Source organism: Streptomyces sp. NPDC020681, from assembly GCF_044334895.1.
In the GTDB taxonomy this organism is placed as follows: Bacteria; Actinomycetota; Actinomycetes; order Streptomycetales; family Streptomycetaceae; genus Streptomyces.
Genome location: NZ_JBIRTX010000004.1, coordinates 162633 through 188412, shown reverse-complemented (window position 1 = coordinate 188412; position 25780 = coordinate 162633). Strand labels below are relative to the sequence as shown.

The following is a 25780-nucleotide window of genomic DNA, read 5'->3' as shown; positions in this document are numbered from 1 at the left end:
CGCTCAGGCCCCCGCCGGGTGGGAGTCGACGGTGAGCTGCGCGATCGAGCGCATCGTGGCGTTGCGGAAGTACTGCGCGAAGGCCGCCGGCGATGAGGTGTCCCGCTCCTCCGCCAGATACTTCTGCAGCTTCTCCTCCAGGATGTGCACGCCCTTCTGTGTGGCCATGTGCCGTCCCACGGCGGCGAAGTCGCCCTCGTAGTGGATGACGCGCACCATCACGTCGTCCTTGATGAACACGCCGGTGCCCAGCAGGCGTCCGGCGGCCGCACCGTCGTCGCCCTTGTAGTCGGGTGTGTCGACCCGGGTGAACTGCGAGAAGATCTCGGCGATCTCGTCCTCGTGGCCGGGCTTGACCCGGTAGGTGATCGCTGCGTACGGCATCAGATTCCTCCATCGACGGTGATCGTGGCACCGGAGACATAGCGGGAGGCGTCCCCGGCCAGGAAGAGCACGGCCCCGGCCACGTCCTCGGGCCGGCCGAGCCGGCCGAGAGCGGTCATCGCGGCGATCCGCTCCCGCAGTTGCGGCGGCAGGTCCTCGCCGGCCTCGCTCTCGGTGACGCCCGGCGCGACGGTGTTGACGCGGATGCCGCGCGGCCCGAGCTCCTTGCACAGCGCCCGTCCGAAGCCGACGAGGGCCGCCTTGGAGGCCGAGTAGTGCGCGCTGAACGGGCGGCCCCGGAGCGCGACCGACGAGCCGATGTTGACGATGGACGCGCCCTCGGTCAGCAGGTCGAGCACGGCCTGGGTGACGAGATACGCGGAGGTGACATTGTGGTCGAACAGCCGTTGCCACTCGGCGGGTTCGAGGTCGCCGAACTTGGCGTGACCATCGATGCCGACATTGTTCACCAGCACGTCGAGCTCGCCGAAGCCGTCCCGGCAGGCGTCGGCGAGCGCGGTGGCTCCGTCAGCGGTGGTGACGTCCGCGCGCACCGTCACATGGCCGGGGCCGATCTCGTCCAGCTCCCGCCCGAGGGACTCGGCGGCCTCGCCGTCCCTGCTGTGTCCCGCCACCACCTGTGCCCCGGCACGGGCGAAGGCCAGAGCCGTCGCCCGTCCGATGCCGCGGGTCCCGCCGGTGATGAGCACACGCTTGCCGGCCAGTCCCGAGGTGAGGGCATCTTCCGTGCTCATGCCGCCTCAGGGAGGTTGGCATTGATCATCTTCAGCAGGAGCCGCGGGGTCTCGGCCTCCACCACAGCGTCGTCGGAGAGCTCGACGCCGCGCTCGCGCTTGATGACTCCGGTGACCTGGAGCAGCGCCAGCGAGTCATAGCCGAGGTCGATGAAGGCAACGTCCAGCACGGCGTCGCTGTCGAGGTCGATGCCCTCGGACTCGCCGGCGCATTCGCGGAGCTTGTCGGCAAGCTCCGTCAGGGTGAACTCGCTCACTGGATCCTTCCTCCCTCTTTGGTCCAGATGTAAAAGGACTGCGCCATCGCGTCCTTGGGCTCCTGCCAGTTCGGGTCGTACGGCGAAACGCACTCGGCGAGCCGGGTGTTGATGTCGTCGTACAGCGGGTGGCTGCGGGCCTGGTACAGGCGGGGGCTGATGTCCTCGTCGGCCTCGACCAGATGGAAATACAGATCGTGGAAGGTGAACAGCGACCGCCTCGTCACACCGATCATGTGGGGCAGCTCGCTCGAGTCCGACTCCTCGAAGATCTTGGCGATGTCGCCGGCCTTGCCCGGCTCCATCCGAGCCACTATGAGCGTCCGGTGTGCCACCGTCGGCCTCCTTCGTGGAATGTGCTGGGAAGCCCTGCGGTTGGCGGGCTTGCCACAACCGTGGCAGCCGGCGCTGGAGCACTGCTCGATCCACCGTCCAATTCCGGCTGCCCGGTGAGGAATTCATCGAGGTCCACGATGCGCGAGCGGACGACGCCGGGGCTTCGCCAGGCCACGTCGTCACGGACGGGCCGGGTCCGGTCGTGGAAGTAGACGGCTTCCAGCCCGCCACCGGCCGCCTTGGCGAGCAGGGGGTTGGCGCTGAGGAAGTCGCGTACCGCCGGGGTGTCCCGCGCGGCATGGAGACGGACGGCCAGATGCCGTACGGGAGTCGGCGCGGGGACCAGCTCGGCGTTGAGGCGCATCTTGTACTGGACGATCGGACGGGCCAGGAAGGGCGCGCCGCCGGACAGGTCGACGGCGGCGACGCCGTTGCGCCACGCCCAGTCGAAGACGAAGTACTCGGCGGCGATCAGCGCGCCCGCCTTGCGCAGCGCCGGATCGGCGTCCAGGACGCCGGTGAGCCGGAAGCGCAGGGTGCGACGCCGCTCGTCCCAGCGGCAGAGTGCTCCGGCGATGCGCTCGCCGTCCGGCCCGCCCGCCCGTACGAAGAAGAGATGTCCCTGGCGCAGCAGGCACTCCCGCATCACGGTGGGGTCCTCGCTGACGGCGTACGCGCCGTAGCGGTCGCGGACGGTGGGCAGCAGCATCCGGCGGTGGAAGAAGTCGAGGTCCTGATCACTCCCGGCGTGCTCCAAGGTCCAGCCGTGCTTCCGCCGGTTGCGCCGGAATCCGTCGAGGTTGCGGCGGCTGCGGCCGGCCAGCACGGTCGCCAGGTCGCCCCGGATCGGCACGATCTGATGGACCCGGGCGGGCAGCAGCAGTGCACGGGCGCGCGGCAGGGCGGCCAGGCGGCGCGCCGACGCGGCGACCAGCACCAGCTCGGGACCGCCGGCCGCGGGGGCGCCGGCGCTTCCGGTGTGGGTCTCGACCTGCGCCATGAGCCCTTTGCCGATCTCGTACGGGCCGGTGTAGGAGGCGGTCGGTCCGCCGTCCGCGCCGCGGGTGTGCACGGCACGGCGGGGCAGCGCGGCCCTGAGCTCGCCCTCGTACAGCCGGCGCAGCTGAGCGACGGCGGGCTCGGCGCTGTGCCGCCAGGCGTAGTCGGCGCGGGCGCGCAGCCTGCGGATCATGCGGTGCTCCCATCCGGTGCGGTCAGGACGAGGGAGGAGTTGTTCCCGGCGAAGCCGAAGCTGTTGACGAGGGCGCTGCGCGGGGCATCGGTCAGTTGCTCGGCCGCGGTGAGCAACCGCAGGGCCGGGCCTGCCGGTTCCGGGTGGTGCAGTCCCGGAGTGCCGGGAGCGGTGCCGGTGCGCAGAAAGCCGAGGGCGGCGGCGATGCCGGGGGCGGAGGAGGCGTGCATGAGGTGACCGACGCCGCCCTTGTGGCCGCTGACCGGCACGGCGTGCCAGCCGCGGCCACCGCCCACGGCGTCGAGCCGCGAGCTCGACGGTGTCGCCCTGCACGGTGCCGGTGGCGTGGGCGTGGACATAGCCGACGCGGTCGAGCCCGGCGTCGTCGAGGGCGGCGGACACGCAGTCGGCGATGGCGTCCTCGTCGGACGCGGCCGGACTGCGTCCGTTGATCCGCGCGGCAACGCCGGCGAGCACGGCGTACGCCCGCGCTCCCCGCCGCTCGGCGGCATCCGCCCGCTCCAGCACGATCGCGCCCGCACCTTCACCGAGGCTCGTCCCGTCCCGTCCGGTGTCGAAGGGCCGGGCCCCGAGAGGGCTGAGAGCCCCGGTGATGGCCATGCCCGCGTACTCATAGGCGTTGAGCACGGAGGTCCCGACGACGAGAGCGGTGGTGCCGCAACCTGAGCGGAGCCAGCTGCGGGCGTAGTCGAGGGCGAAGGAGACGGAGGCGCAGGCCTGGGAGAGATAGACGGTCTCGGTGTGCGGAGACAGTCCGGGCAGCTCGTCGGGATGGGGCCCGGCGAGATCGTGGCTGCGCCAGCGAGGGTTGGGGCCGGGTTCGGCGTACGGAGTCTGGCCGACGGTCACGACCAGCGCGGCGTGGCCGAGACCCGTCAACCCGGCATGGTCCAGGGCCTGTTGAGCGGCGACACGGGCGAGGCGGCTGCGCCGGGCCGGGCCTTCGTCCCGTGCCCGGGCCTGATCGCCGGCCGTGCCGCCAAGGACGCGGGCGGCGGGAACGCGGACGGCAGGGGCGTCGCCGAACAGTGCGTCGTCGATCGCCGCCGTCACCGTGCGCTCGAAGCCCTCGGCCGCGAGTGCGGGATGGGGGCGCAGTGCGCGGGCCCCGGTCAGCAGGGCCTTCCAGTACGCGGCCGTGCCGGAGCCGTACGCGGTGATCAGGCCCATGCCGGTGATGACCGTCATCAGCGTGCTCCCGTCGTCGCGGCCAGGCGTCGCAGCCGCTGGCGGTCCGCCTTGCCGCCCGGCAGGCGGGGCAGCGTGCCGACGTGAATGGCGCGGGGTCGGAGCAGCGGCGGAAGGCCCTGGTAGCAGCGGGTGCGCAGGGCGCGTTCGGTCGGCGGGCGATGCGGGTCGGCCGGCTCGACGAAGGCGAAGACCGCGTCTCCGTGGGCCTTTTGCGTCGGCACTCCGACGACCACCGCGTCCGCGACCTGTTCGTCCGTCCGCAGTACGTCCTCGATCGTGGCCGGCGCGTGGTTCTCGCCGAGGACGATGATGATGTCCTTCAGCCTGCCGAGCACGCTCAGATGTCCGTCGGCGTCGAGTGCGCCGGTGTCTCCGGTGCGCAGCCAGCCGTCACCGGGCAGCGCCTCCCGCGTGGCGTCCGGGCGGCCCAGGTAGCCGGTCATCAGACCGGGCCCGCGGACGAGGACTTCGTTCGTGCCCGGAGCGATCCGCACCTCCGTGCCGGGCAGTGGCGTGCCGACCGTGCCCGCACGGCAGACCGCGGAAGAGGACAGGGCCACATTGGGGCCCGCCTCGGTGAGTCCGTAGCCGTCGTGCACGGGCGCGCCCACGACGTCGAGAAAGTGTTCCGCGACGGTGGCGGGCAGAACCGCGCCGCCGCAACCGCGTACCGTCGACTCCCCCAGCGATGCCCGCAGTCGGCGATCGGATCCTGCTGCCTTGGCGAGCAGCGTGTAGAGGAACGGCACACCGTCGAGTGAGGTCGTCCGTCGTCCGGTCACATCGGCGGCGACCGCCTCCGGGCGCAGCAGCGTGTGCAGATTGAGCTCGCCGCCGAAGCGTCGCCAGATGCCCAGCACGCTGAAGCCGTAGGCGTGGTTGAGCGGCAGCGGCAGCAGCAGCGCGTTGTCGCCGCTGTCGATGCCGAGATGGCGAGCGGTGGCTTCGGCCTGGTATTCGAGGGCGGACCACGACAGTTCGACCGCCTTGGCCGCACCGGAGCTGCCGGACGTCCAGAACACCGCGCCGGTGCCGGGGTCGAGCGCAGCGGCGTCCGGGCGGGCGACGGTGGGCTCGACGACGGGCGCGAGGTCCCGCCCGTTCGGCGAGGCGACCACGCCGACCTGCGGCGGCCAGGACGTCACCGCGGCGGAGTGACCGCGCAGGAACAGCGGCCGCCGCAACCGTTCCGCGGCCAGCGCGGTGACGATCACCGCGGGCCCGGTCGTCGCGTCGACGCCGACCGCCCGCGCGGAACCGGCGGACATCCGCCGCAGCGAAGCGACCGTCCGCTCGACCGCGGTGCCCAGTACGCCCGGTGTGACGATGTCGCCGTCGATGACCAGTGGACCGGGAACGCCTCTCATGGCCTGTCCCCCTTCCCGTCTCCCTCGCTCAGAAAGAGCCGCCTGATGCCCGGCGGCACATCGTCGTCGGGCACCTTGATCCGCACCAGCGCGATACGTCCCGCGGCCGCGGCCTTCCGCGCCCGGCGCAGCGCGTCCGGTATCCCGGCAACGCTGTCCGGCGTCTCGGCCTGTCCGCCGAGCGCGCGGACGATGTCGTCCACGGGCAGCGGCAGGGCGAACCGGGTCAGCCCGGCGGGGGCGTCGAGCTGCTGCCGCAGCAGCCGGGGCCAGCCGTAGCCCTCGTTGTCGAAGACCAACAGCACCAGTCCGAGGCCGAGTTCGGCGGCGGTCGGCAGTGCGTCGATGCCCATCTCCACGCCGCCGTCGCCGCAGATCACCACCGTCGGCCGGCCGTCGGAGGCAAGCGCGGCGCCGGCCGCGGCGGCCGCACCGAAGCCGAGCATGGTCTGCTCGCCGGGGACGACGGTCCGTGACCGCGGCCCGACCCGGTGAACGGGCCAGTGGTACGACCAGATGTCGTTCATGCCGTTGTCGTGGACCGTGGTCGCGTCCGGGAGGATCTCCGCGAGCGCGTGCAGCGCGGTCCGGGCGGGCGACGCGGCGAGGTCCCCGTCGGCCGTCCAGCTCAGCCAGGCGGTACGGCGGGCCTGCGCGGCGCGCTCCACCCAGCCGGCCCGGCCGGCGCTCGGCACGGGCAGCAGCGCGGTGAGCCGGGCCAGCGTCGCGGCCCCGTCGCCGAGCAGCGCGGCGACGGGCTCCGCCACTCCTGCGCCGAACGCGGCCGGGTCGCAGTCGATCTGCACCAGCCGGACCGTTTCGAGCGTGTCCCAGCCCATGCGAGCGGTCTCCTCCAGCCTGCTGCCGACCGCGAGAACGGTGTCCGCGCCACACTGCACGGATTCCAGCGGAGGCGTGGCGTACAGGCCGACCGATCCGCAGACGAGCGGATGGTCCTCGGGCACGGTGCCGCGTCCCGCGGCGGTGGTCATCACCGGGGACGCCCAGCGCTCGGCGAGTTCGAGGGCTGCGGGGCCCGCTCCGGCCGCACGAGCGCCGCCGCCGAGAAGCAGCAGCGGCCGCTTTGCGGCGGCCAGGATCGCGGCGGCGCGGTGCAGCTCGGCCTCGTCCGGCACGGAACGCAGCCTGCGTACCGGCCCGTTGCCTGCGGGACCGTCGACGGGGAAGGCGGCTTCGGTGGCTTCGTGGGCGACCTCGACGACGCTGACGCCCGGCCGCCCGTTCACCGACATGCCCACCGCTCTGCGCAGCGCCCAGGTCAGCGTGTCCGCGTCCTGGACCCGCAAGTAGGTGGTGGTGAACGCGGCCGCGAGGGCCGCCTGGTCGACGTCCTGGAAACCGCCTCGGCCAACACCGTCGGCCGGGATGCGGGTGGTCACCACAATCACCGGAGCGCACACCGAGTCGGCTTCGACGAGGGCCGTGACCGCGTCTCCGAACGGCGGTCCCGCACCGAGCGCGAGCACCACGGGCCGGCCGGTGACCTGGGCGTGGCCGATCGCCATACAGGCACCGGCCCGATGGCCGCGCACACCGACGGCACGCAGCTTCGGGTGTTCGTCGGCCGCGTCCAGCAGGCCCGGTTCATCGGTCGGGAGTCCGAAGACGGTCTCGCAGCCCGCCTCGGCGAGGGCGTCGGCGGCGTGCCGCCAGGCGGAAGGGATGCCGCTCATGTCCCCTCTTCCACGCCGCCGAGTGCCGCCCGCCGCAGTGCGCTGTCCAGGCCGTCCTCAAGCACGTCGTCGTCGATGGTCCGGACCTCGGTCGCCGCGCTGCCGCCCGGCCCGATGAGCGCGGCCAGCGCCACCACCCGTTCCCCGTCGGCCTGCTGGGCGTGCACGACCTCGCAGACCACCACCGCGGGCGCGGTGCCGCTGCCGACCGCCGCCGTCGCCCACCGCAGCGCGGACGCGCCGGCGCCGCCCGGCGTCACGAGTGCGTAGCACGGCGCCGCCCAGTCCTGCTCCACGGTGAACCGGCCGAGCAGCAGGGAGGGTTCCAGCGCGAGCGACACCGAGGGGCGCAGCCGTCGCGTGGAGTCCTCGCACTTCGCCACGAACTCCGCAACGGCCCGCAGGCAGTGGTCGGTCGCGGCGAGCACGATGGGCGCGTGCCGCTGCGGACCGGTCTCCGCCACGAGCGCCGTGAGGACACGGGTGACCAGTTGTACGGTTCCGGGGCCCGGCCGCCCCGTCCCGGCGACCGCGGGCCCGGCGAAGCCCGCCGCTGTCCCGAGGTCCGCGCCCGCGCCGTGCCCGCTGCCGTGCGCCTCGGTCGCGACGCTCACCGCAGCGGCCCGGTGATGACGGACTGCCGCAGCCCGGCCTCCGCGGACAGCAGCAGCGGCCGGCCGATCAGCCGGCCGTCCCGCCGGACGCTGCTGGCGTGCACTCCGTAGCCACCGAACGGCTGGTTGCCGTCCTCCGCGTCCAACGTGGTGGCGTTGCGCCCGATGACGCCGGTGCCCAGCGTCTCGCCCGTCAGCCGCGGCTCGCCGAGCACCGAGACGTACATGCCGCGCTCCAGCTCCTCGGGGCTGCGCGCCCATTCGCGGAGCATCTCCGGGTCCTCGTACGGCACGATGCAGAAGACCGGCGAGAAGAGCTCCGGCGGATGGAAGTCCACGCCCTCCGGGAAGACCAGCAGCGACGGCTCGACCAGCAGCCGCTCCACATCCACGTCGCCGCCGCTGACCACCTGGTCCGCGTTCTCGGTGAGGAACTGGGCCGCGCCTTCGGCGGCGTCCTCGTACACCAGCGGCGTCAGCACGGTGTCCGGCCAGCTGCGCGCGCCGACGGTCAGCACGGACAGCTCGGCACGCAGCTGCTCCACGATCGCGTCAAGCCGCAGCCGGTGCACGAAGATGACGTCGGGGCACAGGCAGTCCTGGCCGGAGTTGTAGAGCCGGGCACGCAGGATGGCGCGGCAGGCGGCGCCGGGGTCGGTGCGCGGTCCGATGACCAGCGGGTTGGGGCCGGATCCCATCACGAAGAAGAGCGGCCGGTCGCCGACGGACTTCATCACGTCATAGGCATTGGACGGCTGACCGGTGAAGACGACCGCGTCGGACTCCGAGCAGATCGGCTTGAACTGCCGCTGCGAGACATCGACCATCTTGATCCGCTGCGCGACATCGGGTTCGAGGCGGCTGCTGATCAGCTTGTGCACGGCGTACGCGGTGTCCCGGATGCGGGCGGAGGGCCGGATGATCACCTCGTCGCAGTAGAGCGCGGGAATGAGTCCGTAGAGCGCGTACGAGTAGAGGATGTTGTTCGACGGCAGAAACACCGAGAGTCGTGACAGCTGCGGCGGGCAGTTGCGCGCCAGCTCCCAGGGAGCTCCGGTCAACGCGCCCACGGAACGCAGGAGTTCGTCCCGGGCACTGCTGTAGGTGGCGACCCTGGTCAGCAGCGACAGCACCTCGTCGCGGCAGCTCAGCAGGGCGGAGGCGGACCGCATCGCCTTCTCGTGCGCGGCTTCGAGATTGGGCCAGGTGCGGGTGAAGGACTCCAGAACTGGCATGGACGGATGGCTCATCGAGCTGTCTCCTCGCGGCACAGGGATGTCGGGCGGGGCCGACGGAACCGGGGCAGCCGGACGCCTCCAGCCGTTCTCGAGAGGGTCCGACTAACTTGCCTGCGGCTCTTGGCACGAGAGCGCGCAACTCAGCCCGGTGCAGCGATGAATCAGAGGATAAACAGAAGAAGGAATACGTGTCCAGAAGGCAGAAGGAGAGAGAGCGGGCCGAAGAATTACCTCTCGATAAAAAGGCGACACCCTCAATTCCCGCTCGCGGCAACCTGACCGGAGAAACCCTTCCCGGTGTCGAGCCGTACGGATTGCAGCGGGCCATTCTGGCGCGCGCCACATTCGACGAAGAAGGACATCCGGCGCTTCATCGGTATCCACCGGTCCATGAACTCATCGAGCTGCACGGCCCGCTGGACCGTGAACTGCTCGCCGCCGCCGTGCGGCTCGCCACCGATGACGTCGACGCCCTGCGCGGCCGGCTGCGCACCTGTGGCTCCACCGTGCGCTGGGTGCCCGGGCCGGAGCGACCGCCGGTCCGTCTCAAGGAGGTCGACTCCGGCCCGCCGCTGATGGTGGCCGCTCGTTCGTTGCGCGCCCCGGCCTACGAGCCGTTCCATCTGCAGAACGATCCGGCGGCGCGTTTCCTGCTCGCGCGGACAGCGCCGGACCACCATCTGCTGCTGATCGCGCTGGACCACGCCTGCGCCGACGGGCGCACTCTGGTGCTGCTGATCCGGCGGATGCTGCGCTGGTACTCCGCGCTGTGCGGCGGTCCGGGCGCCGCGCCCGGCGGCTTTCCGTCGTTCCTCGAGTTCGCCGGACAGTTCGCCGCAATGGCCCGCGAGCGGTCGGCGGCCGCCGAGTACTGGTACCGGGCGCTGCGCCCTGCGGCCGAGCCCGGCCGCCGCAGGCCCGCCTTTCCCGGCGGCCGCTGGCAGCCGCTGCACGACCGCTTCACCGAGCTGCGTACCCGGCATGCGCTGAGCGAGCAGGAGTTGCGAGGCGTACGGGAGACGGCCGCGGCGCTCGGGACCGACCGGCATCAGCTGTTTCTCGCCGCGACCGAGCTGGTCGTCTCCGCCTGGTGCGAGAGCGAGGACGGCAGCGGCGCGCCACGCTTCGTACCGCTCAACTACTTCCGCAACGGCCGCCATCGACGCGACTGGCTGAATGTGCCGGGACCGCTCGCCGAGCCCGCGGTGACTGTCGCACCGGACAGTGCACACGGCGAGGAACCTCACGGACTCGGCGCGTGGCTGGCCGGTTTCGCCGCGGCCAACGCCGCGTCGCCGCCGTTCTTCGGGCAAGCGCTGCGCGAGTTCGAGACACCTGAGACCGAGGCCGACCGGCTGGTGCTGTTCAACTTCCTTCCTCCGCTGGGCCGGCTGCGCGCCGAGGGGCTGCGGGTGACGCCCTGCTCCGCGGAGCTGTCCGACGCGCTGGAACCGGACGACGCGAGGAACCGCTTCGGGATCTACGTCCGGCTGCTCCAGGACCTCGAGGGGCCGTTGGTGCTGCATGTCGACCACGATCCACGGGTGCTGCCCGACGGCGGTCCGTTCGTCGCCGCGCTGCTGGACGTGATCGCTCTTGCCGGCCGGCGGCCGGAGATCTCGACGGCCGAGGCGTGCCGGTTCGTCCGCGCGGGCTGGGGGTGAGCGCGGCACGACGCCGAGAAGCCACCCGCACCAGCCGAACGATGCCGACGATGCCGACGGCCGAACTCCCGGAGGGAACAAGCATGTTCAGGGAACTGCTCAAATCGAAGATCCATCGCGCCACGGTCACCCACGCCGATCTCCACTACGTCGGGTCCATCACCATCGACACCGAACTCCTGGACGCGGCCGGCCTCGTCAGCGGCGAAAAGGTCGACGTGGTGGACATCAACAACGGTGCCCGGCTGACCACATATGCGATCGAGGGCGAGCCGGGGTCGGGTGTGATCGGCATCAACGGCGCGGCCGCCCGGCTGGTCTCGCCCGGAGATCTGGTGATCATCATCGGTTACGGGATGCTGCACGACTCGGAGCTGGAGTCCCATCGCCCGCGGGTCGTCTTCGTCGACAGCGAGAACCGCATCACCGGCACCGGAGCGGACCTCGCCGAGCCCGTAGCCGGCACTCTGCGCGGCGAGTTCGTCCGCTAGAGAGTCCGATGGGGCCTGTCAGCCGAGGAGGGGCCATGACCAGCACCACGTCCACGCCGTCCGGCACCGTCCACCCGTGGTTCAGGGACGGTGACCGTCCTGATCCCGCGTCCTTGCGGCGGCTGTCCGCCGCCGAGACGTACGAGCTGCTGCACCGGCAACTGGCGGGCCTGAGCGTGCCGCTCGAAGGACCGCTGCCCGCCCAGCCGTTCGTGCTGCCGCGGCGTTCGTACGAGGAGCTGTTCACCGTCGCCCGTACGCTGCTGGCGCTGGTGCGCCGCGCCGTACTCGCGCTCGACGGCGGCTGGCCCGGCCGCGTCGAGGCGCTGGGAGCGGATCCGGACGACTATCCGCTGCTCTCCGGTCAGGACAACACGGAGACTGCGTACTGCTCGATGATGGCGCGGCCCGACATCGTCATCGGCGAAAACGGCCCGCAGCTACTGGAGTTCAACGTCAGCGGCACTTTCGGCGGGCCGAACGAGACCCACGGTCTGACCGAGGTCTGGCGGCACACCCACCGGGAGACCCTCTTCGGGCACGATCCACTGGCCGCGCGGGTCGAGGCCTTCGAGGACGTGTGCGCGAGCCGCGGACTGCCCAGGGCGGTCGCGATCGTCGGAAGTATCGGCGATCTGCTCGACACGGCGGACACGCGCTTCCAGGAGCGGGAGCTGGCTCAGTTCCGGCGGCGTGGCTTCACCGCCGACTTCTTCGAACCCGACCGGCTGACCGAAGCACTCGGCAGGCCAGGCAGCCTCCGCTACCCGCTCGGACTGCGCAACTTCGCACCCGCGGACTGGACGGAACGCGGCATCAGCCTCGAACCGGTCCGCGACGCACAACGCTCCGGCATGCTCCTGCTCCCGCCGCAGAGCAGCGGCCTCCTCGCCAACAAGAAAGCACTGGCACTCGTCTCGGAAGGCCGTCCGTGGATGACCCGGGCCGAACGCGCCCTGGCCGACCGGCATCTGCCGTGGACGCGGCTGACCATCCCGGGACGCACCAGATGGCACGGCCTGGAACATGAGCTGCCCGGACTGATCCTCGCGGAGCCGGAGCGGTTCGTGCTGAAGAAGGCCATCGGGATGATGGGCCGCGAAGTACTCGTCGGCCGTCATGCCGAGCCCGAGGACTGGCGGACGGCGGTCGATGCTGCGTTCGCGACAGGACACAGCATCGTCCAGGAGTACGTCGAGCCCGCCGTCTGCCCCATCGAACTCACCGACGGGACCTCGACGTTCACCGCGCAGGTGGCTCCCGTCCTCAGCCCGATGCTCTTCGGCGACCGCCCCGGCGGCTGCATGGCCCGCTACTACGCGGCACCGAACCCCGAGGCGGCCGGAGTGGTCAGCGTCAGCGCGTTCGGCGCCTCGGAGAACGCCGTCCTCACCTGGAACTGACCGTCCGGAGCTGATCGCCCAGAGGCAGAGGCTTCGCCTCCAGTTGTTCTCGAGGCCGTCCCGCTAGCGTGCAGCGGCCGTCCGCAACGTTCAACAGGAGCGCGACTATGCGTGAGTCACCGCGGAACTGGCCGCTTCTGCGCCTTGCGAGCTCGCTGTTCACGCTGCGGCTCGGCGCGACCATGACGGCGGTCGGTCTGCCACTGCTGGTACTCCAGGAGTACGGCTCGGGGCTGCAGGCGGCGCTCACGCTCGCTCTGGAGCTGCTGCCGAATGTGCTGTTCGGCGCGGTGGTCGGGGATCTGGTCGACCGCGGCGACCCGCGGCGCTATGCGATGGGCGGCGCACTCGGCGGCGCGCTGGTGATCCCGCTCCTGCCGGCGGCGAACGAGCTGTGGCAGGTCCAGGTGCTGGCCGTCGCCTCGGGTGTGGCGTACGCCTTCGGTGTGCCGGCCCGGATGTCGCTGCGCACGGTGGCCGTGCCCGCCGGGGCCGAACTGCGCGGGAACGCAATGCTGGTCTCGGCCCAGCGGCTGCCGAATCTGCTCGGTCCCGCCGTCGCCGGCGCGCTGGTGCCGTTCGGTCTTTCCGTGCTGTTCTTCACGGACGCGGCCTTCGCACTGGTCGCGGCGCTGCTGCTGGTCGGCATGCCCGCTCCTGAGCCGCCGGACGAGGACGTCAAGGCGGTTCCCGGCGGACAGACACTGTCGGCCACGCTGCGTCGGATGTTCGTCGACAACGTACGGGAGCTGACGCGGCTCGTCACCAAGGACCGATTCCTCGCGGTGATGACGCTCACCTCCTTCACGTATATGTTCGGCTTCGGAATCAGCAAACTCTTTCTGCCGCTCTACGCCCTCCACCACTACTCCGAAGTCCCGGGAATGTTCGGCTATCTGGCCGCCGGAATCGGACTCGGTGCGTCGCTCGGCGGCTTTCTCGCCGCCGCTTTCGGACGCTTCAGGCAGGGCGCCGTCTATATGACGGTGAATGTGATCGAGGGAATCTGCTGGCTGATGCTGCCGCTGCTGGACCATCCGGCCCCGGCGATTGCGGTCCTCGTGCTGGCGGGCGCGTTCGAGGCGGTGGGCACGGTCGTCTTCTACGCCGAGGTGCAGAGCCGGCTCGCCCCGCGGATGACCGGACGCTACTTCGCCCTGCTGATCCCGCTGTGCGATGCGTTCCTGGTGCTCGGCGTCTGGGTCTCGGGTGCGCTGACCGGCTTCGGCGAGCTGAGTCTGGCCGCGCTGATCGCGTTCGTCATGGCCGGTCCCGCGCTGCTGCTCGCACCCGGGCTGCTCAGCGCCCGGAAGCCGAGCCCCGATCCGGAGCCCGCAGCCGCCGTCACGGCCGAGGAGCGATAGCCGATGGACACCGTGCCGCACGGGCGCAGCAGCCGCGCGCCCGCCGTCGATCCGCTGCCGGGCGCCCTTCCGTACGGCCTGCAACGGGAGATGCTGCTGCGCGCGGAGTTCGGCACCGACGGTCATCCGACCGGGCACCGCTATCCGCCGGTGCATGAACTCCTTTTGCTGCGCGGCCCGTTGGACCCGGGACTGCTCGCTCATGCCGTGCGGCAGGCGACGGAGGGCGTCGATGTGCTGCGCGGCCGGCTGCGCCTGTGCGGCGGCACGGTGCGCTGGCTGCCGGATCTGGGCCGTCCGACGGCCCGGCTCGAGGAGATCGAGCCGGGTCCGCCGCGCCAGGTGATCCGGGATGTGCTGCGCGAGGCGGCCGAGGCGTCGTTCGACCTCCAGCACGATCCGGCCGCCCGGTTTCTGCTCGCGCGGACGGGACCGGACGAGCATCTGCTGCTGATCGCTCTCGACCACGCCTGCGCCGACGGCCGCACTCTGGTGCTCCTCGTCCGTCATCTGCTGCACCGATACGCGGTGCTGGCCGGTGAGCAGGTCCCGGCCCCGGCCAGGCTGCCCTCGTTCGGCACCTTTGCCGGGCAGTTCGGCGAAGCGCTCCCCGGGCGCGCCGTGTCCCGGGCGTACTGGACGACGGCTCTCGCCCGGGCCGAGGACGTCCGGCGACGGCCACGCTTCCCCGGTGCAGCCGACAGCGGCGTCGTCTCCTTCAGCACCGACGCCGCCGCGCAGCGGGCCCTGGATGCCGAATACGTCGCGAGGCTCAACTCCGTTGCGCAGGGCGTCGGTTCGGACCGGCACCGACTGCTGCTCGCGGCGGTGCAGCTGGTCCTGAACGCCTGGACCGACGAGAGCGAGCCGCGGTTTGTACCGTTCAACTATTTCCGCAACGGCCGCCACCTGCGTGAGTGGCTCAATGTCCCGGGCCCGCTGGCCGAGCACGCCGTCACCGTCCCTACTGAGCAGGAGGCGGGCACGCTCGGCGACTGGCTGACCGGGTTCGTACGCGCCAATGCCGGTGCGCCGCCGTTCCACGGTCTTTCGCTGCGCGAACTGGAGACCCCGGCGAGCGAGCACAACCGCATCGCCGTCTTCAACTTCCTTCCCCCGCTGGGCCGGCCGGCCGCCGCCGGACTGCGGATCCTGCCGTGTCCGCCGGAACTGGCCGCCGAGATGGAGCCGGATGACCAGTCCGCGCGGTTCCCGCTGCGCGTCCGGCTGGTCCAGGACATGGACGCTCCCTTGATCTTCCGCATCGAGCACGACCCGCGCGTGCTGCCCGACGGCGCGCCGTTCCTCGACGCCGCGCTCGGCGTCGTCGAGTCCGCGGCCGTCCGGCCCGGCCTGCCGCTCGGCGAGGCGTACCGGCGGATCCGGCACCACTGGACATGACCGCGCCGGCGGGCGTGCGCCGCTCACGACCGACCGTTCCCCTTCTCCTCCCTCTCCAGCGACACGAAGAATCAGGAGTCAGCCGGACATGAACAGCACCGAGACGACCGAGCAGCAGCTTCAGCACGCCGGTACGACAGCGGTCCAGGCGCTGTCCCGGTACTGGGAGACGGTGGGCCGGGCCGTGCGGGACATGCACGACATGCGGTCCCTGCCCGGTGACTTCACCCCAGGCGCGGAGCTTCCACCGCTGGACGAGGCGATGCGCCGCTTCCTCGAAGCCTCCGAAGCAGCCGTCGTCGAGCTCGCCGACTACCGCGGAACCCCCATGCGGCTGCTGGATCTGCGCCGCAATCCCGGCACCCGTACGACGAAGACCTTCGGCTCACTGCTGATGGTGGCCAGAGCCGTGGCGTACATCCGCCGTACCTCGGAGCCCGTCACGCTGCTCACACCCTCGTCCGGCAACAAGGCGACGGCGCTGCGCGACGCCGTGCTCCGGGCTCACCGGGCCGGGCTCGCGGACCGGGACCAGCTGCGGATCGTGAGCGTGGTGCCGGAGCGTTCGCGCTCGAAGCTGTGGGACTCGCCGCTCAGCTCGGATCCCGAACTGCGCCGCCGCAACCCGGTGGTGACGTACTCCGGGACGGATCCCTCGGGTGTGAAGGAGCTGGCCCGCGGCTTCTACGACGAGTACGCCGACATGCTGCGCACCCGGTACGGCAGCGCGCTGTGGTACACGCTCGACATCGGCAACTACCAGGCCGCGGACACGGTCAGGGCGCTGATGGAGGAGGAGCTGATGCCCGCGCCGCCGGCGGGCGGCCGGGTCCACGCGCATGCCGTGTCCAGCGCCTACGGTCTCCTCGGCCATCACTACGGGATGTCGTTCACCGGCGGCGGCGACGAGCGGATGCCGTCGCGCTACTTCCTCGTACAGCATCTGAACACGCCCGACATGGTGCTCGATCTGCTGCACGGCGACCCGTCGCGGGAGCGGATGCCGCGCTATGCGATGGACCCGGTCACCGGGCTTTTCCACCAGAGCATGGACCCGCACTTCCCGCGGACGACCCACCATCCGGACGAGGTCGTCGACCCGACCTTCTACACCCGTGCTCCCGTCACCAGCCGGACGATGACGCCGCTGATCCGGGAGCACGGCGGCGGAGGCATCGTCGTCTCGCTGCACGAGTGCCTGGTCCGCTATCCGCAGATACGGGAGATGCTGCGGCCGGCCGGCGTCGAGCTGCCGCACGATCCGCGCGGGCTGCGCGAGTGGTCGATGGTGATGGTGTTCACCGGCGTGATGGAGGCCATGGACCGCGGGCTGCTGGGCCGGGATGCCGGGCACGAGGTGCTGGTCCACGGCTCCGGGTCGTACGCGGACACGGACTTCACACCGATTCCCGCTCAGCGGCTCCAGCAGGCGGACAGCCCCGACGCCCTGCTTCCGCTGGTGGGCAGGGCCATGGGGCCCGCCTCGTCGCACCGGGGGCAGCGGCCATGACCGGCGTCGCCTCCGTGCAGGCCGGGACCGGACACCCGTGGTTCCGCGACGAGGCACGGCCGGAGCCGTCGAGTCTGCGCACGGCATCACCGGATGAGGTGGCCGCGCTGCTGCGGGAGGAGCTGGCGGGGCTGAGCGTGTCGCTGCCCGGGCCGTGGCTGCCTGCGCAGCCGTTCGTGCTGCCGCGGCGTTCGTACGAGGAGCTGTTCAGCGTCGCCCGGACGCTGCTGGCGCTCGTGCGCCGGGCCGTTCTGGCGCTCGGCCCGAGCTGGCCCGCGCGGGCTGAGGCGCTCGGCGCGGACCCGGACAGCTATCCGCTGCTGTCGGGGCAGGACAACACGGAGACTGCGTACTGCTCGATGATGGCGCGGCCCGACATCGTCATCGGCGAAAACGGCCCGCAGCTGCTGGAGTTCAACGTCAGCGGGGCCTTCGGCGGGCCGAACGAGGCACACGGTCTGGCCGAGGTCTGGCGGCACACCCACCGGGAAACGTTCTTCGGAGACGATCCACTGGCCGCGCGGGTGCGTGCCTTCGAGGATGTGTGCGCGAGCCGCGGGCTGCCGAAGGCCGTGGCCGTCATCGGGAGTCTGGGCGATCTTCAGGACGATGCCGACATCCGGTTCCAGGAGCGGGAGTTGGCCCAGTTCCGGCGGCGTGGCTTCACCGCCGACTTCTTCGAACCCGACCGCCTGACCGAAGCACTCGGCCGGCCAGGCAACCTCCGCTACCCGCTCGGACTGCGCAACTTCGCACCCGCGGACTGGACGGAACGCGGCATCAGCCTCGAACCGGTCCGCGACGCACAACGCTCCGGCATGCTCCTGCTCCCTCCGCAGAGCAGCGGACTCCTCGCCAACAAGAAAGCACTGGCACTCGTCTCGGAAGGCCGTCCGTGGATGACCCGGGCCGAACGGCGGCTCGCCCAGCGGCATCTGCCGTGGACGCGTCTCACGCTCCATGGCCGCACCGGCTGGCGGGATCGTGAGCACGAACTGATCGAGCTGGTGCTCGCCGAGCCGGAGCTGTTCGTACTGAAGAAGGCCATCGGAATGATGGGCCGCGAAGTACTCGTCGGCCGCCATACGCAGCCCGCCGAGTGGCGCGACGCAGTGGAGGCGGCGTTCCTCGCCGAGGACAGCATCGTCCAGGAGTACGTCGAGCCCGCCCTCTGCGCGCTCGAAGTCACCGACGGCGCCACCGCTTTCACCACTCAGGTCGCGCCCGTCCTCAGCCCGATGCTCTTCGGCGACCGCCCCGGCGGCTGCTGGGCGCGGTATCTGCCCGACGACGCGGACCGGCAGGCGGCCCGTGGAGTCATCAGCGTCGGCGGGACCAGCGCCTGTGAGAACGCGGTGCTGGCCTGGCCCGGCCCAGTGGACACCGAGGAGGACGGCCAGTGATCCGCCGACAGGACTCTCCGACGCTCGTCGTCATCGGCACGGGCTCGCTGGCCCGCGCGGTGTGCGTGGCGCTCGCGCGCACACCGGCCGCGCAGGGCCCCGGCCAGGTCCATGTCCTGGGCCGGGACAGCCGGCGGGCCGCGTCCGTTTGCTATCTGGCGCGGGCCGAGGCGGCGCTGTGCCGGGTGCCGCGCCGCTTCACACCGGGCGACCTGGACGCGGACGACGCCGTACTCAAGGAGCATCTGGAGGCGCTGCGGCCGGCCACCGTGCTGGTGTGCGCCTCCTGGCACTCGCCGTGGGAGCGCGACCGTACGCCGTCCGCGTGGACCCGGCTGCTGGACCGGTGCGGGTTCGCCGCCACACTGCCGTTGCAGGCCGCGGTCGCGCTGCGGGTCGGACGCGCGCTGCAACAGGAGGAGTTCCAGGCCCAGTTGGTCAACGCCTGCTATCCGGACGCGGTCAATCCGCTGCTGTACCGGCTCGGCCTCCCGGTCGTGTGCGGGGTGGGCAACGGGACGCTGGTCACCGCGTCCGTGGAGGCCGCGCTCGGCCCGGCGGCCCGGCGCGGTCTTCGCGTGCTGGCCCACCACCGCCATCTGCACCGGCCCGACCGGCCCGACGAGGAGGCCCGGGTCTGGCTCGGCAACCATGAACTCGGAGGTGTGGGACAGCTGTTGTCGCAGCAGCGCGGAGTGCCGCGCGAGGCGCTCAACCCGGTCACCGCGCACACCGTGGCCCGGCTGCTCACCGCGCTCCACGGCGGCCCGGAGCTGCGTACCGCCGTGCCGGGTCCGCAGGGCCTGCCCGGCGGCTATCCGGCACGGGTCTCGCGACGGCATGTCGCACTGGACCTGCCGGCCGGGCTCTCGCGGTCCGATGCCGTCGCCTACAACGAGCGGCTCACCTTCGCGGAAGGCGTACGCATCGACGCGGACGGCGATGTGCACTTCGCTCCTTCGGTGCAGGAGGCGCTGCGTCCGCATCTGCCGGATCTGTGCGACGGATTCCGCGGCACGCAGACCGAGTGGGCTGCGGCCCGGATGTGGCAGACGGCGCAGACGCTGCGCCGGCGCGAGGATCCGGAGGATGCCGTCCGCGTACGGGCTTCCGCCGGGATGCAGCGATGACGGCAACGGGTGACGGGCTGCTGGCGGGCAGGCGGATTCTGGTGACCGGGGTGCTCAACGGCCGTTCGCTGGCCTTCCACACCGCGGCGCTCGCGCAGAAGGAGGGGGCCACGGTGATCCTCTCGGCCCCGGCGGCCACTGCCCGGCACACCGCGCGCGCGGCCGCGAGGCTGCCTCGGCAGACCCCGGTGGTCGAGCTCGATGTGACCGCGCCGGCCGATCTTGCCGCGCTGCCGGACCGGCTGCGCGGCCATCTTGACGGCACCGACGGGCTGGACGGAGTGGTGCACGCCATCGCGTACGCGCCGCCCGAGGCGATGGGCGGCGGGTTCCTGAAGGCGGGCTGGCCGCAGGTCGCGCAGGCCATGGAGATCTCGGCGTACTCACTGCAGGCGCTGACCGTCGCCTGCCTGCCGCTGCTCGGCCGGGGTTCCTCGGTCGTCGGCCTGGACTTCGACGCGTCCGTCGCCTGGCCCGACTACGACTGGATGGGCGTCGCCAAGGCGGCCCTGGAGTCGACGGCCCGCTATCTGGCTCGGGATCTCGGCCCGGCCGGCATCAACGTGAACCTGGTGGCGGCCGGCCCGGTCCGCACTCTCGCGGCCCGGGGCATCCCGGGAGCCGAGTCGTTCGAGGCGCTGTGGGCGAAGCGCGCCCCGCTCGGCTGGGACTCCTCCGACCCGGAACCGGTGGCCCGGGCCTGTGTCGCGCTGCTCTCCGACTGGTTCCCCCGCACCACCGGGGAGATCGTGCATGTCGACGGCGGCTTCCACGCAACGGGCGCGTAGCGTCCGGCGGGCCCGCAGACGGTCAGCGTGCCCGCAGGGCCCGCTCGAAGCCCGCACCCGCACCCGCACCGACCCGTACCGGCTCGGACTGGATCTCCAGTTCGAGTGACGATTCCAGCATCGCGCGCTGCAAGTGCTGCAGCCGCGGCGACGGGTCGAGCCCCAGCTCCTGGGAGAGCACCGAACGCAGCCGCTGGTACACCTCCAGCGCGTTGCCGCGCCGCCCGGAGCGGTAGAGCGCGAGCATCAACTGGCCCTGGGTGTCCTCGTGCATCGGGTGCTGCGCGGCAAGTCCCGAGAGTTCACCCACCAGTTCATGGTGCCTGCCGAGCCGCAGATCGGCCTCGATGCGCTGGTTGAGGATGCTCAGCCGCGACTCCTCGAGCCGGGTGGCCTCGATCTCCAGCAGCGCGCCGCACTGGACGTCGACGAGCGCCGGACCGCGCCACAGAGCGAGCGCCCTGCGGAAGGAGTCGGACGCGACCGTGCAGTTGCCGCTCTCCAGGGCACGATGTCCGGTCCCGGCGAGCCGTTCGTACTCGCTGACGTCGACGACGCCGCCCTGGGTGTCGAGCAGATAGCCGCCCGACTCGGTGACCAGGATGCTCTTGGCGCCGTTCGGCAGCTCGGGCCTGCGGGCGCCTCCGATGGCGGCGGCGATGAGATTACGCAGTTGCAGAATGTAGGTCTGCAAGGTGGTCTGCACGCTGCGCGGCGGTGCTTCGCCCCACAGCTCCTCCACCAGTGCGCCCACCGACACCACTTGGTCGGGATGCATGGCGAGCAGGGCAAGGACCTTGCGTGGTTTGACTGCAGTGGGGACAACGGAAACCCCCGACTGGACGACCCGGCACGGCCCCAGCACGCTGATGTCCATATCCGCTACTCCCTTCGAGGCGTTCAGGCTCAGACGATCGAATGAGGTGTTGCTGTGACGAGCAGGCGGCGCAGCTCTGCCGCGAGCAGGGTGGGCAGCTCCGCGTCCCGTACGAAGAAGTGGCCGCCGGGAACGGTCCGCAGTTCGAAGCCGGCGCTCGTGTAGCGGCTCCAGGCCGCGACGGCACTCTCCGTCGCGACCTTGTCCTCGGAGCCCACGAAGGCATGGAGAGGACTGGCCAGCGCGTCGCCCGCGCCCTCGCGCAGGCTGCGCGCGAGCTGGAGGTCGTCGCGCATCGTGGAGAGCAGCAGCGCCAGCCACTTGGGCCGCTCGAAGAGATACGGCGGCAGAGTGCCGTAGCGGGCGAGCGCGGCCAGCAGCCGGTCGTCCGGCAGATCGGCCTGCTCGACGAGCGGTGTGGACAGATGGGGTGCGGCGCTTGCGCCGACCCCGACCAGGAGAGGCGGCCGGCGGCCCGCGCGGGTGCGCCGGAGCGCGAAGCGGTAGGCGACCAGTGCGCCGAGGCTGTGCCCGTAGAAGGCGTGCGGTGCGTCGAGCAACGGGCCCAGATGGTCGTCGAGTTCGCCGAGCAGCTGCCCGGCGTCGACGATGCGGGGCTCGCGCAGTCTGGTCTCACGGCCCGGCAGCCGTACCGGAAGCACCTGTACGTCGGCGCCGAACCTGGCCCGCCAGCGGGCGAAGGTGAGCGCTCCGGCACCGGCGTGATGGAAGCAGAACAGCCTCAGTGCCGGCTGCGTCAGCTCCGCCGTACCGGGCGAAACCGCTAGATAGTGGTTCACGCCGCCTCCTCACACCGCACCGGTTCTCGACTACGCGGGCCCCGATCCTCACGACCGTCGCTGGAAGGCCGCTTGATCGGAGCTGGAGTGAGGTGGAGCGGTGTGCGAGACACCCTTTGGGGGTGGCACTCAGCCGGTGAGCTCACCGTCGCCGCTCAGGCGGGCGGGGCCGCTCCACACATCCATGGCTTCCTCACCTCGGAGGATTGCCTGGTGAAGCCGCTGAGTACGGGGAGAGGGCTCAAGGCCCAGTTCCTCGACCAGGGTTTCGCGAAGGCGCTTGTAGGCGATCAGCGCGTCGGACGACCGGCCGTCCGCCCAGTAGGCGAGCATCTGCAGCGCGCGCAGCGACTCGTGCAGCGGGTGGCGTTCGCACAGTGCGCACAGCTCACCGAGGACTTCCCGGTGCCGGCCGAGCCGCAGATCGGCGCCGATGCGCCGCTCCAGCGCCCCGAGCCGGCTCTCTTTGAGCCGGGTCACCTCGATGCCCAGATGCCGTCCGTGCGGTACGTCGGCCAGCGCAGGACCACGCCACAGCTCCAGCGCGGCGGTGAGACTGCCCGATGCCGCTGCCATGTCACCCACTTCGTAGGCGGTGTGGCCGATCCCGGTGAGCCGGTCGAACTCCAGGGCGTCGATGTCCGCCGGATCCGCGTCCAGCAGATAGCCGCCGTGCCGAGTCACCAGCACATTCTTGTCCCACACTCCGGTCGCGCCGGGGATCGCCGAGCGCAGTCTGCGACGCAGCTGAAGAATGTACGTCTGCAGTGTGGTGGGCGCGCTGCGCGGCGGGCCGGCGCCCCAGAGCTCTTCCATCAGGACCGGGACCGGGACGATGTGCTGCGCGTTGAGCGCCAGCAGCGCCAGGATCTGCCGTGGTTTGGAGGCACTTGGCAGTACGGAGACTCCCGCGGCCTCGCCGCGCAGAGTTCCCAGCACTTCCACGCGCATCGTGCGCCCCCTGTTCGGCATGGCCTTTTCCTCACCCCGTCGGACAGCTCCGCCATCGCGGACAGCTGTTTCCCGGGAGCGTCCCACGCAGCACATGGGCACGAACAGTGACCAGCTCACAAGCTGAATATGGAGATCACCTGGCGTGGGCCTATGAAATCTTCACATCCCGGTGATGACGTCTCCACTGTTCGAATTCAGTCACCCGACAGCACACTTCTCTCGTATGCGCAGCCGAACATCCGCACGGGAAATGAACTGCCCGGCACCTTTCACATCACGATGGGAGCACCAAGATGTCTGGTTACGCGACCAGCGAAACCACAGCTCAAGAGGCTCGCACCGGTTCCGTGGAGCACGATTGGCGTTTCGCCGAACTCGTCGCCCGCAGCTATCTGCAGCCTGAACTTGCTCTGCGTTACGCGCTGGACCCGCGCATCGTTCTGGCCGAATTTGGTATTCCGCTTGCACCGGGAACCGCCATCCCAGCCCTTCCGAAGGACAGTTTCCCGGAAGTGCGCATCACCCGGCTGGACAAGCTGGAGGCGACCGCCAAGCTCTGTGGCTCCACCTGGGGCCCCTTCCCGCCGCAGCCGGCCCTCAAGTCAGCCGGGGCGAGCAGCAGGTGACCTCGTCTCTGCCGCGGGTCGGGTTCAAGAGACATCTCACCCCGGCCGTTGTAGCGGGCGACGCGACGTACCTCGTCTCCGAGCTCGGTGTCACCGCGGTGGAGAGCGACTCCATGGAGCTTCTTGCTCCGCTCCTGGACGGGAGCCGGGATCTGCCGGCTCTCGTCCGGGATCTGGACGGGGTCCTCTCCGCCGCACAACTCGGCTGTCTGTTGGGCCAGTTGTCACGAGCAGGTCTGGTCGGCGAATTCTCGGGACCGGTGGAACAGGACCCCCGGAGCGCGGCGGCGGACGCCTTCTGGGAATCCGCCGGGCTCGACTGCGTACAGGCGAAGACCGCAATCGCGGCCGGACGGGCCGCCCTTGCGGATCTCGCGAACTCCGACGCCGAAGCCGCCCGGGTCGTCCTGCGGGCCGCCGGCGTCACCGTCGTCGACACCCCTGAGCACGAACTGACGGTGGTGCTCTGCGACGACTACCTCGCACCGGGCATCGCGGAGGTCGAGCGCAGGCAGCGCAGCAGCGGTGAACCGTGGCTGCTCGCCAAACCCCATGGCGTGGAGCCGTGGATCGGCCCGGTGTTCACACCCGGAGCAGGGCCCTGCTGGAGCTGTATGGCCCACCGGCTGCGCCAGCACCGGCAGTCGGAGCAGTACATCGGAACCGCCCTCGGCACCTCCGGCCCGGTCGCACCACGCGCGGCCATCCCGGCCAGCTCGGCCCTCGCGTTGCAGCTCGTGGCGCTGGAGACGGCGAAGTGGCTGGCCGGATTCCGGTCCGCGAACCAGTCGTCCATCTGGGCCCTCAACACCCTGCAGGGCATCACCAAGCACCATCGCGTCGACCGCCGCCCGCAGTGCCCCGAGTGCGGAGATCCGCAGCTGGTCAGCTCGCGCGCCGAGCAGGCGCTGCGCTTCGTGCCGCGACCCAAGACGGCGCTCACCGGCGGCGGACACCGCGCTCTGGCGCCACGGCAGGTCCTGGAGCGCTACGAGCACCTGGTGGGCGACGTCACGGGTGTGGTTCGGGCACTGCGGCGCGATCCGCACTGCCCGGATGCCCTGCATTCCTATCTCTCGGGCGTCAACCCGGCTGTACCCAGCCGGAGTCTGGGCGGTATGCGCTCAGGACTGCGCAGCCAGAGCGGGGGCAAGGGCGTCACCGAGCTCGACGCGAAGGTCGGGGCGCTCTGTGAGGCCCTGGAGCGATATTCGGCCACCTTCCACGGGGACGAGCCGCGCACCAGGGCCAGCTTCGCCGAGCTCGGCGACGACGCCGTCCACCCGGACCTCTGCCAGCTGTACCACGAGCGGCAGTTCGCCCGGCGGCTCGAGTGGAACGCCGCGCACACAGCACCCCAGTACGTCCCCGACCCCTTCGACGAGCGAGCCGAAATCGACTGGTCGCCCGTGTGGTCGGTCAGCCGCGGACGGCACCGGATGGTGCCGACCGCCATGCTCTACTACGCCGCGCCGCAGCCGCCGGGACGCGTCTTCACCCGGGCCGACTCCAACGGCAACGCCGCGGGCAGCAGCCTGGAGGACGCGGTTCTCCAGGGCTTCCTGGAGCTCGTGGAGCGAGACTCGGTCGCGCTGTGGTGGTACAACCGCACCCGCCAGCCGGCCGTCGATCTCGGTTCGTTCGCCGATTCCTGGCTGGACGAAATGCGGGCCCGATACGCGGAGATGAACCGGGAGCTGTGGGTTCTGGATCTCACCTCGGACCTCAGGATTCCGGCGATGGCTGCGGTCTCCCGACGCACCGACACGGCGCAGGAGGAGATCGTGTTCGGCTTCGGCTGCCACTTCGATCCCGCGATCGCACTGCGCCGGGCGATCACCGAAATGAACCAGTTCCTGCCCGGTCTGCTCAACACGAGCGCGCTCGCGAACGATCCCGTTCTCGTCGACTGGTGCACGCGCCGGACGCTGGAGAACCAGCCCTACCTGGCTCCCTCCGGGTCCGCCGGGGCGCGCGCCCGCGCGGAGTTCGGGTACACACCCCGCGAGGATCTCCTCGACGACATTGAGGCGGTGGACGCGCTGGTCCGGTCCCACGGCATGGAACTTCTGGTGCTGGATCAGACTCAGCCCGACATCGGCATCCCGGTGGTGAAGGTGATTGTTCCGGGACTGCGCCACTTCTGGGCGCGGTTCGCCCCGGGTCGGCTCTACGATGTACCCGTCCGACTCGGCCGTCTGCCCGCACCGCTGGCGTACGACCAGTTGAACCCGATTCCTGTCTTTGTCTAGTAAATGACGTTCACCGAAACGCTGGTCCGACTTAGGCTCTGGCCAATAACCAGTGGTCCAGCGGGGGA

23 protein-coding genes are annotated in these 25780 nt (G+C 71.1%); 11 read left to right on the top strand and 12 right to left on the bottom strand.

All coding sequences use genetic code 11. The features are described 5' to 3' along the window. Positions 1-3 precede the first annotated feature (3 nt). Genes ACH4YL_RS11005 through ACH4YL_RS10965 form a run of 9 tightly spaced genes read right to left on the bottom strand, consistent with a single transcriptional unit; the run spans position 4 to position 9061 of the window. The gene (locus ACH4YL_RS11005) at positions 4-384 is read right to left on the bottom strand and encodes a SchA/CurD-like domain-containing protein (protein ID WP_398506906.1); all 381 of its coding nucleotides are present in this window, start codon (positions 382-384) and stop codon (positions 4-6) included. After that, positions 384-1139 carry an SDR family NAD(P)-dependent oxidoreductase gene (locus tag ACH4YL_RS11000; RefSeq protein WP_398506904.1) on the bottom strand — a complete coding sequence of 252 codons (756 nt, stop codon included), beginning with the start codon at positions 1137-1139 and terminating at the stop codon, positions 384-386. The genes ACH4YL_RS11005 and ACH4YL_RS11000 overlap by 1 nt, the downstream gene beginning before the upstream one ends. Further along, the gene (locus ACH4YL_RS10995; RefSeq protein WP_398506903.1) at positions 1136-1396 is read right to left on the bottom strand and encodes an acyl carrier protein; all 261 of its coding nucleotides are present in this window, start codon (positions 1394-1396) and stop codon (positions 1136-1138) included. The genes ACH4YL_RS11000 and ACH4YL_RS10995 overlap by 4 nt, the downstream gene beginning before the upstream one ends. Further along, positions 1393-1731, bottom strand: coding sequence for a TcmI family type II polyketide cyclase (locus ACH4YL_RS10990; protein WP_360881366.1), 339 nt, complete (start codon positions 1729-1731; stop codon positions 1393-1395). The genes ACH4YL_RS10995 and ACH4YL_RS10990 overlap by 4 nt, the downstream gene beginning before the upstream one ends. Beyond that, positions 1710-4133 carry a beta-ketoacyl synthase N-terminal-like domain-containing protein gene (locus ACH4YL_RS10985; protein ID WP_398506901.1) on the bottom strand — a complete coding sequence of 808 codons (2424 nt, stop codon included), beginning with the start codon at positions 4131-4133 and terminating at the stop codon, positions 1710-1712. The genes ACH4YL_RS10990 and ACH4YL_RS10985 overlap by 22 nt, the downstream gene beginning before the upstream one ends. Continuing rightward, on the bottom strand, positions 4133-5503 hold the full coding sequence (locus tag ACH4YL_RS10980; RefSeq protein WP_398506899.1) for a class I adenylate-forming enzyme family protein: 1371 nt from the start codon (positions 5501-5503) through the stop codon (positions 4133-4135). Before ACH4YL_RS10980 ends, ACH4YL_RS10985 begins: the two co-directional genes overlap by 1 nt. Beyond that, positions 5500-7197 carry a thiamine pyrophosphate-binding protein gene (locus ACH4YL_RS10975; RefSeq protein WP_398506897.1) on the bottom strand — a complete coding sequence of 566 codons (1698 nt, stop codon included), beginning with the start codon at positions 7195-7197 and terminating at the stop codon, positions 5500-5502. The genes ACH4YL_RS10980 and ACH4YL_RS10975 overlap by 4 nt, the downstream gene beginning before the upstream one ends. Then, positions 7194-7811 carry a hypothetical protein gene (locus ACH4YL_RS10970; RefSeq protein ID WP_398506895.1) on the bottom strand — a complete coding sequence of 206 codons (618 nt, stop codon included), beginning with the start codon at positions 7809-7811 and terminating at the stop codon, positions 7194-7196. Before ACH4YL_RS10970 ends, ACH4YL_RS10975 begins: the two co-directional genes overlap by 4 nt. Beyond that, on the bottom strand, positions 7808-9061 hold the full coding sequence (locus ACH4YL_RS10965; protein ID WP_398506893.1) for an aldehyde dehydrogenase family protein: 1254 nt from the start codon (positions 9059-9061) through the stop codon (positions 7808-7810). The genes ACH4YL_RS10970 and ACH4YL_RS10965 overlap by 4 nt, the downstream gene beginning before the upstream one ends. 302 nt (positions 9062-9363) lie before the next feature. Here ACH4YL_RS10965 and ACH4YL_RS10960 point away from each other — a divergent pair, with 302 nt between their 5' ends. The 9 genes from ACH4YL_RS10960 (at position 9364) to fabI (ending at position 20203) form a co-directional block, all read left to right on the top strand. Next, positions 9364-10713 carry a condensation domain-containing protein gene (locus ACH4YL_RS10960; protein ID WP_398506891.1) on the top strand — a complete coding sequence of 450 codons (1350 nt, stop codon included), beginning with the start codon at positions 9364-9366 and terminating at the stop codon, positions 10711-10713. Between the two features lie 83 nt (positions 10714-10796). Continuing rightward, positions 10797-11204, top strand: a complete 408-nt coding sequence (panD, locus tag ACH4YL_RS10955) for an aspartate 1-decarboxylase (protein WP_398506889.1) — start codon at positions 10797-10799, stop codon at positions 11202-11204. A gap of 35 nt (positions 11205-11239) precedes the next feature. Further along, complete coding sequence (locus ACH4YL_RS10950; protein WP_398506887.1) at positions 11240-12607, top strand: hypothetical protein; 1368 nt, start codon at positions 11240-11242, stop codon at positions 12605-12607. A gap of 107 nt (positions 12608-12714) precedes the next feature. Continuing rightward, entirely contained in the window at positions 12715-13971 is a 1257-nt protein-coding gene (locus tag ACH4YL_RS10945; protein ID WP_398506885.1) for an MFS transporter, read from the top strand. A gap of 3 nt (positions 13972-13974) precedes the next feature. Continuing rightward, positions 13975-15372 (top strand): condensation domain-containing protein, encoded by a 1398-nt coding sequence (locus tag ACH4YL_RS10940; protein WP_398506883.1) that lies wholly within the window; start codon positions 13975-13977, stop codon positions 15370-15372. An 88-nt stretch (positions 15373-15460) separates the two neighbouring features. Beyond that, positions 15461-16882, top strand: a complete 1422-nt coding sequence (locus tag ACH4YL_RS10935) for a DUF6002 family protein (RefSeq protein WP_398506881.1) — start codon at positions 15461-15463, stop codon at positions 16880-16882. Then, positions 16879-18285 (top strand): hypothetical protein, encoded by a 1407-nt coding sequence (locus ACH4YL_RS10930; RefSeq protein WP_398506879.1) that lies wholly within the window; start codon positions 16879-16881, stop codon positions 18283-18285. The genes ACH4YL_RS10935 and ACH4YL_RS10930 overlap by 4 nt, the downstream gene beginning before the upstream one ends. Then, entirely contained in the window at positions 18282-19415 is a 1134-nt protein-coding gene (locus ACH4YL_RS10925) for a hypothetical protein (protein ID WP_398506877.1), read from the top strand. Before ACH4YL_RS10930 ends, ACH4YL_RS10925 begins: the two co-directional genes overlap by 4 nt. Beyond that, positions 19412-20203 (top strand): enoyl-ACP reductase FabI, encoded by a 792-nt coding sequence (fabI, locus tag ACH4YL_RS10920; protein ID WP_398506876.1) that lies wholly within the window; start codon positions 19412-19414, stop codon positions 20201-20203. The genes ACH4YL_RS10925 and fabI overlap by 4 nt, the downstream gene beginning before the upstream one ends. 22 nt (positions 20204-20225) lie before the next feature. On the opposite strand, the gene ACH4YL_RS10915 is transcribed toward fabI, so the two are convergent. From ACH4YL_RS10915 to ACH4YL_RS10905, 3 genes are all read right to left on the bottom strand, one after another. Then, positions 20226-21080, bottom strand: a complete 855-nt coding sequence (locus ACH4YL_RS10915; RefSeq protein WP_398506874.1) for a BTAD domain-containing putative transcriptional regulator — start codon at positions 21078-21080, stop codon at positions 20226-20228. A gap of 29 nt (positions 21081-21109) precedes the next feature. Further along, entirely contained in the window at positions 21110-21880 is a 771-nt protein-coding gene (locus ACH4YL_RS10910; RefSeq protein ID WP_398506872.1) for a thioesterase II family protein, read from the bottom strand. A gap of 129 nt (positions 21881-22009) precedes the next feature. Continuing rightward, positions 22010-22831, bottom strand: coding sequence for a BTAD domain-containing putative transcriptional regulator (locus tag ACH4YL_RS10905; RefSeq protein WP_398507331.1), 822 nt, complete (start codon positions 22829-22831; stop codon positions 22010-22012). A 296-nt stretch (positions 22832-23127) separates the two neighbouring features. Here ACH4YL_RS10905 and ACH4YL_RS10900 point away from each other — a divergent pair, with 296 nt between their 5' ends. Continuing rightward, entirely contained in the window at positions 23128-23460 is a 333-nt protein-coding gene (locus ACH4YL_RS10900; protein ID WP_398506870.1) for a TIGR04351 family putative TOMM peptide, read from the top strand. Continuing rightward, on the top strand, positions 23457-25712 hold the full coding sequence (locus ACH4YL_RS10895) for a TOMM precursor leader peptide-binding protein (RefSeq protein WP_398506868.1): 2256 nt from the start codon (positions 23457-23459) through the stop codon (positions 25710-25712). The genes ACH4YL_RS10900 and ACH4YL_RS10895 overlap by 4 nt, the downstream gene beginning before the upstream one ends. The last annotated feature ends 68 nt before the right edge of the window (positions 25713-25780 follow it).